Origin of the sequence: Sphaerisporangium album (genome assembly GCF_003323745.1) — a bacterium.
Taxonomy (GTDB): Bacteria; Actinomycetota; Actinomycetes; order Streptosporangiales; family Streptosporangiaceae; genus Sphaerisporangium; species Sphaerisporangium album.
Map to the genome: position 1 here is coordinate 252,762 of NZ_QOIL01000016.1, position 7,364 is coordinate 260,125.

Genomic DNA, 7,364 nt, shown 5'->3' on the forward strand with positions numbered 1-7,364 from the left:
GCGCGGGGGCGCGCTCCGAGGGCATCCCAGGCGCACGGCCGGCGGTGGTGACGGCGGGAGGATACCTGAGCGCTACGAACATGTTGTTACTTTTTTGACGGTATGTCAGTTTATTGGGGACGCAATGCGTTCGAATGCACGAGGTGTGAGGCGACACGCCGAACCCGTTTGAGATCGGCGCGAGCACCATGTAGGGTCGGCCATGTTGCAGTCGTTGTTTCCTCGAACGTCTTTTCATAAAGCGCCCGCGGGAAGTTTCCTGACAGCGGTCGTTCTGCTTCTTTCGTGGTAAACGTGGATGCAGGGTAAGGTCCGCTATGCAGCCCCGAGTCGCCGCCCCGGCGACCCGGTGAAGCTCTTACCAGGGAGAAAGCAGTTGTCTGAAGGCACCGTCAAGTGGTTCAACGCCGAAAAGGGCTTTGGTTTCATCGCTCCGGACGACGGTAGTGCCGATGTATTCGTGCACTATTCGGCGATCACCTCCGGTGGCTACCGCACTCTGGACGAGAACCAGCGGGTCACCTTCGTGACCGTGCAGGGCGCCAAGGGTCCGCAGGCCGAGCAGGTCACCGTCATCTGACCTCGGTGAATCTCACCTGAGCCCGTACCGCATCGCCGGTACGGGCCACTGGGCTTTTCGGGGCCTCCCGCTCGTGTCACCCGTTGCTTAGATATTTTGCCCGCCCTTGGGGTAGTGGCGGCCGGGTGAGACTCACCAACACCTCAGACCTGTGGTGGAAGAACGCCGTCGTCTACTGCCTGGACGTCGAGACGTACGCCGACGGCAACGGTGACGGCGTAGGCGACTTCCGCGGCCTCACCGAGCACGTCGACCACCTCGACCGGCTCGGCGTGACCTGCATCTGGCTGATGCCGTTCTTCCCGACCCCCGACCGCGACGACGGATACGACATCACCGACTTCTACACCGTGGACCCGAAACTGGGCACGCTGGGGGAGTTCGTGGAGTTCATGCGGGTGGCCCGCGACCGCGGCATCCGCGTCATCGCCGACCTCGTCGTCAACCACACCTCCGACGAGCACCCGTGGTTCAAGGAGGCCCGCTCCAGCCGCGACTCGCGCTACCGCGACTGGTACATCTGGTCCGACACCCCCGAACCGGACGATCCGAAGGGCGTGGTCTTCCCCGACAAGGAAGACAGCCTGTGGCAGTACGACGAGGGCAGCGGGCAGTACTACTACCACCGCTTCTACCGGTTCCAGCCGGACCTCAACGTCGCCAACCCCGAGGTCCGCGACGAGATCGCCAGGATCCTCGGCTTCTGGATGGAGCTCGGCCTCTCGGGCTTCCGCGTCGACGCCGTCCCGTTCCTGGTCGAGGACGTCGGCACGAAGGAGGAGGCGGCCAAGGAGAGCTCCGGGAAGCGCGAGAGGCGTCCGCACGCGGCCGGCGAGTGGCAGGGCGGCCAGGGGGTCGGCGACCAGGGGGAACACGCCGGCGACACCCAGGGCACGGCCGACGACGACGGCAAGCTGCCCGACGTCCACCGCTTCCTGCGCGACATGCGGGCGTTCATGAACCGCAGGAACGGCAGCGCGATGCTGCTCGGCGAGGTCAACCTGCCCTACCCCGACCTGCTGAAGTTCTTCGGCAACGACCTCGGCGACGAGGTCACGATGTGCTTCGACTTCATCGGCATGCAGCGCATGTACCTGGCGCTGGCCCGGGGCGAGGCCGCGCCGCTGGCCGAGGCGCTCAGGGATCGTCCGTACCCGCCGAGCGACTGCCACTGGGCCACGTTCGTGCGCAACCACGACGAGCTGACGCTGGACAAGCTGTCCGAAGGCGAGCGCCAGGAGGTGTTCGACGCGTTCGGCCCGGACAAGGACATGCAGGTGTTCGGCCGGGGCCTGCGCCGCCGCCTGCCGCCGATGTTGGGCGGCGACCAGCGCAAGATCAGGATGGTGTACAGCCTGCTGTTCTCCCTGCCGGGCACGCCCGTGCTGTTCTATGGCGAGGAGATCGGCATGGGGGAGAACCTCGCCATCGAGGGCCGCCAGGCCGTCCGGACGCCGATGCAGTGGACTCCGCACAAGAACGGCGGCTTCTCGACGGCGGAGCCGGAGCACTTCCGCAACCCCATGGTCGAGGGCGAGTACGGGCCCGAGAAGATCAACGTCAGCGCCCAGCGGCGCGACCCGGACTCGCTGCTCATGTGGATCACCAAGCTGGTCGAGCAGTACCGCGAGTGTCCGGAGCTGGCCTGGGGCCGCTACCGGATCCTGGACACGGGGACTCCCTCGGTGCTGGCCCACCGCGCGGACATCGACGGCGCCACCGTCCTCGCCCTGCACAACTTCGCCGGCGAGCGGGTCTCGTTCGCGCTCACCCTGGAGGGCCTGGACGACGGCCAGGTGCTGACCGACCTGCTGGTCGACGGGACGACGAAGATCTCTGCGGACGGCCGCGCCGAGATCGAGCTGGACCCGTACGGCTGCCGCTGGATGCGCGCCTCCGAGCCCGAGCTGGCCCCCGCCGACGCCGCCGACATCGCCGACTCCGAGGCCAGGGAGGGCGCGGGCGGGTGACCCCGAGCCCCTGAGGGGTGCGGGGCGCGTTCCCGCAGGTACCGGGGCCGGACCCTGACCCGGCCCCCGGCGGCGGCACGGCGAGGTCGGGGTCGGGCCGGGGCACGCCCAGGGCTCGCTCCGGCCGATCTCCGATGTCCGCGCAGGTCACCGGGCGCGAGAGTCGAGGACATGACAAGTCCTTTGACCGCGGGCGGCTTAGCGACCCTGGCCGGTGGCGCCGCCGCGATGGCCGCGCTCCACGTCGTGTCCGACCTCGACCCGCTGCACGGGATGATCAGCGAGTACGCCTACCACCCGAACGGCTGGTTGCTGCCCGTCTCGCTGACGTTGCTGGCCGTGGGGTCGGCCTTGTTCGCGGTGGAGATGTCCCGGCGGCACGGCGAGCGCTCCAGCGGGCTGCTCCTCGGCGCGTGGAGCGTCTGCATGCTGCTGATCGCGGCGTTTCCCACGGACAGGCCGGGGGTGTCGCTCTCCATGTCCGGGGGCATTCACCGGTACGCGGCTTTTGTCGCCTTTGTTTGCATGCCCGTGGCGGGCCTCATCGTGGCCGCACGCGGCGGCGCGCACGCCCGCGCCCTGCGCGGCCTCAGCGTCGCGGCCGGCGTCTTCCTGGTCCTGGTGCTGGTCCCCTACGCCGTGCGCATGTTCGGGGTCGACCCCGGCCCCGGGGTCGCCGGGCTCACCCAGCGCCTGGTCGTGGTGACCGAGGTGGTGATCCTCACCCTGATCGGGCTGACGGCGGCGACCGGACGCGCGAACCGCCCCGCCGGTCGCCCGGCGCGCGTGGAGGCCGCGGGGGAGACCGTCGCGGGCGCGCCCGCGAGCGCCGCCGTCCTGCAGAAGGTGTAGATCAGCCCGAGTCCGGCTACAGACCTGGACAGGCCCGAGTCCGGCTACCGACTTAGATGAGCCCGAGTCCGGCTACAGACCTAGATGAGCCCGAGTCCGGCTACGGACCTAGATAAGCCCGAGTCCGGCTACGGCGTCGCGCTCCTCGCCCAGCTCGCGCACCGAGGCGTCGATGCGCTCGCGCGAGAACGCGTTGACCGGCAGCCCCTGGACGATCTCCCAGCGCCCACCGCGGGACACCGCCGGGAACGACGAGATCAGGCCCTCGGGAACGCCGTACGAGCCGTCGGAGGTCAGCGCCACCGACGTCCAGTCGCCCTCGGGGGTGCCGTTCACCCAGTCGTGCACGTGGTCGATGGCCGCGTTCGCCGCCGAGGCCGCCGAGGACGCGCCGCGCGCCTCGATGATCGCCGCGCCGCGCTTGGCCACCGTCGGGATGAAGGTGTCCCGCAGCCACGCCTCGTCCACCTGCTCGGCCGCGATCTTGCCGTTCACCTCGGCGTTGTAGAGGTCGGGGTACTGCGTCGCCGAGTGGTTGCCCCAGATCGTCATCTTGGAGATCGAGGTCACCGGGACGTCGAGCTTGGCGGCGAGCTGCGACAGCGCGCGGTTGTGGTCGAGCCGGGTCATCGCGGTGAAGCGCTCGGCGGGCACGTCCGGGGCGTTCGAGCGGGCGATCAGCGCGTTGGTGTTGGCCGGGTTGCCCACCACGAGGACGCGCACGTCGCCGGCCGCGTGGTCGTTGATCGCCTTGCCCTGCGGCCCGAAGATGCCGCCGTTGGCCTGGAGCAGGTCGCCGCGCTCCATGCCCGCGGTGCGCGGGCGGGCGCCCACCAGCAGCGCCACGTTGGTGCCGTCGAAGGCGACGTTGGGGTCGTCGCTGATGTCGATGCCCTGGAGCAGCGGGAATGCGCAGTCGTCCAGCTCCATGGCGGTGCCCTCGGCGGCCTTGACGGCCTGCGGGATCTCCAGCAGGCTGAGCCGCACGGGAACGTCCGGGCCGAGAAGCTGGCCTGATGCGATGCGGAAGAGCAGCGCGTAGCCGATCTGACCGGCGGCGCCGGTGACGGTGACCTTGACGGGAGCCTGCGTCATGACGTTTCCCTACGTGGACGTGTGAAGGTTTCCGAACAGCCGAAGGCTATCCGCTCGATTCCCCGCCCTCCGCACGCAGGTCCGCCCAAGACGGCGCGACACCCGCCGCACCTCGTTGACGCACGGTCGCCGGAGATCTACGGTACGGACACCCCTCCGACGCCGGACGAAGCCGGGAGATCGCGTGCCGATGGTCCAGACCGTCCGCGGGCCGGTGGACGTCGGAGCCCTCGGGCAGACGCTCATGCACGAGCACGTCTTCGTCCTCGACCCGCAGAGCCTCGCCGACTACGGCGTCGGGAACTGGTGGGACGAGGAGTACCGCATCGCGGACGCGATAGCCAAGCTGCGCCGGCTCGTCGCCCGGGGCGTGTCCACCATCGTCGACCCGACGGTCTGGGGGCTCGGCCGGTACATCCCGCGCATCCAGCGGGTCGCCGCCGAGGTGCCCTCGCTCAACATCATCGTCGCCACCGGCGTCTACACCTTCGCCGACGTGCCCTTCCGGTACTCCCACCACGGCCCGGGGACGCTGTTCGACACCCCGGAGCCCATGGTCGACGACTTCGTGAAGGACATCACCGAGGGCATCGCCCGCACGGGCGTCAAAGCCGCGTTCCTCAAGTGCGCGATCGGCCATCACGGCCCCACGCCGGGCGTCGAGCGCGTCCTGCGGGCCGTGGCGAAGGCGCACGCGCGGACGGGCGTGCCGATCACCGTCCACACCGACCCTCGCGCCCACACCGGGACCGCCGTGCTCGACGTGTTCACCAAGGAGGGGGTGGACCTGACCAAGGTCGTGCTCGGGCACTCGGGCGACAGCAACGACCTCGACCACCTCATGCGGCTCGCCGACACGGGGGCGACCCTCGGCATGGACCGCTTCGGCCTGGACGTCTACAACCCCACCGCGTCACGCGTGGACACGGTCGCGAGCCTCTGCGCCCGGGGCTACGCCGACCGCATGGTGCTCAGCCACGACGCCGCCTGCTTCATGGACATCGTCGGCGGCCAGTGGGACTCCCTGCTGGAGCACTTCACCCCGAACTGGCACTACGGGCACATCCACGACAACGTCCTGCCCGCCCTGCGCGAGAAGGGCGTCACCGACGCGCAGATCCACCAGATGCTCGTGGACAACCCCCGCAGGCACTTCGCCTGAACGACGCCGCGGAGCCGGGCCTCCCGAACGGGTCAGGGCCGGGCGATGTAGTAGAGGATCACGTCGTGCACGTGGTGGCTCTTCTGTTCGCCGCGGAAGTCCATCTCGTAGACGTGCGTCCCGACGTTGACCGCGATCGACCCCGACGAGAAGAACGACCCCGCGATCGACTTGTTGCTGACCACGCTGACGCTGGTGATCTTCGAGTACGGGATGCTGGTGATCGCGACCTTCTTGCCGACGAACGACTTGTCCTGGATGATCACACGCCGGTCGGTGAGCCCGAGGAACCCCGTCCCCGCCCCGATCGCGTCGTAGACGGCGATGATCTGCTCGCCCTGCATGAGCCCGCTCTGAACCTGCGCGAGCTGCTCCGGCCGATCGTGCGGAATGGGCTGACTCATCGAACGCTCCTCGTGTCGCGGGCCGGCCCTGCCGGAGGACACCGGCCGGGCACCACCGACTCTCGCCGACGCGGGTCACGGCCTGATCTCGCGCCCCCTGGCACCGTGCGGCGCGGCCTGGACGCCGATGTCCCCGGCGGACCTCAGGCAGTCCACGTATCTGCGGACCGCGACGTCGTCGCGGCGAAGGACCGAGACGTGAAGATGGCGAAGGCCAGGGGAGACGTCCAGGCCCAGCTCGTCGCCGAGCGTTGCCGTCGCGCGATCCCACGCGGAGATCGCCCCCGCGATGTCGCCGCCGAGATAGTAGGCGCGGATGAGATGCGCCCATGCCGCTTCCCGATAGGGGGCGATCGCGAGTATCTCGTGAATCTCAGGGATGAGATCAGTTGTGCGTCCCATGTCCAGTCGTGCCGCCACCAACCGGTCGCGCATGGTGATCCGGAGTTCGTCGAAAGCGAGGAAGCGGTATCGGAGCTTCTGGGAGCTCGTGCATCCCTGACCGACCGGCCCCTGCCACAGAGAAAGAGCACGTTCCAGGATCGTCTCCGCCGTGGTGAGCGACCCGGAACGCAGCTCGGCGAAGCCGAGGGCGGCGAGCTTCTTGAAGCGCGCAACGTCCACCTCGTCGGAGTCGACCAGCAGGCGGTATGCTCCGCCGCCTCCCCGATACGTGGTCAGCCGGTCGCGAAGGGACGCGAGTGCCAGTTGGCTTCGTAATCGGGCGATGTGCAGGCGGAGGTTCGTTCTCGCGGAGTCCGGCGGGTCGTCCCACAGTGACCCCAGCAGGTGGTCCACGGACGCCAGGCGCCCCTCCTCCAACAGGAGAGCCACGAGCACTCCTCTGACCGGCGAGGACTCGATGGTGATCGAGGTATCAGCGGTCTCAACCTGAACGCCTCCCAGCAGGCGAAACATCATGTGAGGCCTCTCTGTAGCCGATCGGCAACGCCCCGGGAGGACCTTCGCGTTGCGCTCACCGGTGACGCCGAGGCGTACCGGCGACCCGGGGGCGGCCAAATAGGATCTTCTATCAACCTCAGTTTATGTCGCCTACGTGACTATATGGAGATCATGGTGAGTGCGTCAATCAGGTAGACCCCCTACTATGGTCACCATCAGCTGATGGGCTATATGCGCAGAGGTAGCCGTGAGTGTTGAGCGGAAGCGGACACTAGTGCTGTGACCGGAAACGATCACCGGGTTCGCGTGTAGTCCGTCGCACCGATTGGATGTGCCGTACACGTCCGATCGGCGCGAGGAGGCGCGGTGGCAGAACCGGTCAGGGTGCGAAGACTTAT

The 7,364-nt window shown here is 68.5% G+C and carries 7 protein-coding genes; 4 read left to right on the top strand and 3 right to left on the bottom strand.

Going from position 1 to position 7,364, the window contains the following annotated elements; genetic code table 11:
• Positions 1–376: 376 nt before the first annotated feature.
• The 3 genes from DQ384_RS27185 to DQ384_RS27195 all read left to right on the top strand — a co-directional run bounded on the left by DQ384_RS27185 (position 377) and on the right by DQ384_RS27195 (position 3,402).
• Complete coding sequence (locus tag DQ384_RS27185; protein ID WP_114031720.1) at positions 377–580, top strand: cold-shock protein; 204 nt, start codon at positions 377–379, stop codon at positions 578–580.
• A 125-nt stretch (positions 581–705) separates the two neighbouring features.
• A complete protein-coding gene (locus DQ384_RS27190; protein WP_114031721.1) occupies positions 706–2,550 on the top strand; it encodes an alpha-amylase family protein in 1,845 nt (614 codons plus the stop codon).
• A gap of 171 nt (positions 2,551–2,721) precedes the next feature.
• The gene (locus tag DQ384_RS27195; protein ID WP_114031722.1) at positions 2,722–3,402 is read left to right on the top strand and encodes a DUF998 domain-containing protein; all 681 of its coding nucleotides are present in this window, start codon (positions 2,722–2,724) and stop codon (positions 3,400–3,402) included.
• 108 nt (positions 3,403–3,510) lie between these two features.
• On the opposite strand, the gene DQ384_RS27200 is transcribed toward DQ384_RS27195, so the two are convergent.
• Positions 3,511–4,497 carry a malate dehydrogenase gene (locus DQ384_RS27200; protein ID WP_114031723.1) on the bottom strand — a complete coding sequence of 329 codons (987 nt, stop codon included), beginning with the start codon at positions 4,495–4,497 and terminating at the stop codon, positions 3,511–3,513.
• Between the two features lie 190 nt (positions 4,498–4,687).
• On the opposite strand from DQ384_RS27200, the gene DQ384_RS27205 reads away from it, so the two are divergent.
• Entirely contained in the window at positions 4,688–5,659 is a 972-nt protein-coding gene (locus DQ384_RS27205; protein WP_342769459.1) for a phosphotriesterase family protein, read from the top strand.
• Between the two features lie 32 nt (positions 5,660–5,691).
• Here DQ384_RS27205 and DQ384_RS27210 read toward each other — a convergent pair whose 3' ends face one another.
• Both DQ384_RS27210 and DQ384_RS27215 read right to left on the bottom strand, forming a co-directional pair.
• On the bottom strand, positions 5,692–6,063 hold the full coding sequence (locus DQ384_RS27210; RefSeq protein ID WP_114031725.1) for a PH domain-containing protein: 372 nt from the start codon (positions 6,061–6,063) through the stop codon (positions 5,692–5,694).
• Between the two features lie 75 nt (positions 6,064–6,138).
• Positions 6,139–6,897: an AfsR/SARP family transcriptional regulator gene (locus tag DQ384_RS27215; RefSeq protein ID WP_181871441.1), complete on the bottom strand. Its 759-nt coding sequence runs from the start codon at positions 6,895–6,897 to the stop codon at positions 6,139–6,141.
• Positions 6,898–7,364: the final 467 nt, after the last annotated feature.

Bases quoted from the DNA above. Each gene is read 5' to 3' on its own strand.
- DQ384_RS27195 (WP_114031722.1), top strand. From the start codon at position 2,722: ATGACAAGTCCTTTGACCGCGGGCGGCTTAGCGACCCTGGCCGGTGGC.
- DQ384_RS27200 (WP_114031723.1), bottom strand. From the start codon at position 4,497: ATGACGCAGGCTCCCGTCAAGGTCACCGTCACCGGCGCCGCCGGTCAG.
- DQ384_RS27205 (WP_342769459.1), top strand. From the start codon at position 4,688: ATGGTCCAGACCGTCCGCGGGCCGGTGGACGTCGGAGCCCTCGGGCAG.
- DQ384_RS27210 (WP_114031725.1), bottom strand. From the start codon at position 6,063: ATGAGTCAGCCCATTCCGCACGATCGGCCGGAGCAGCTCGCGCAGGTT.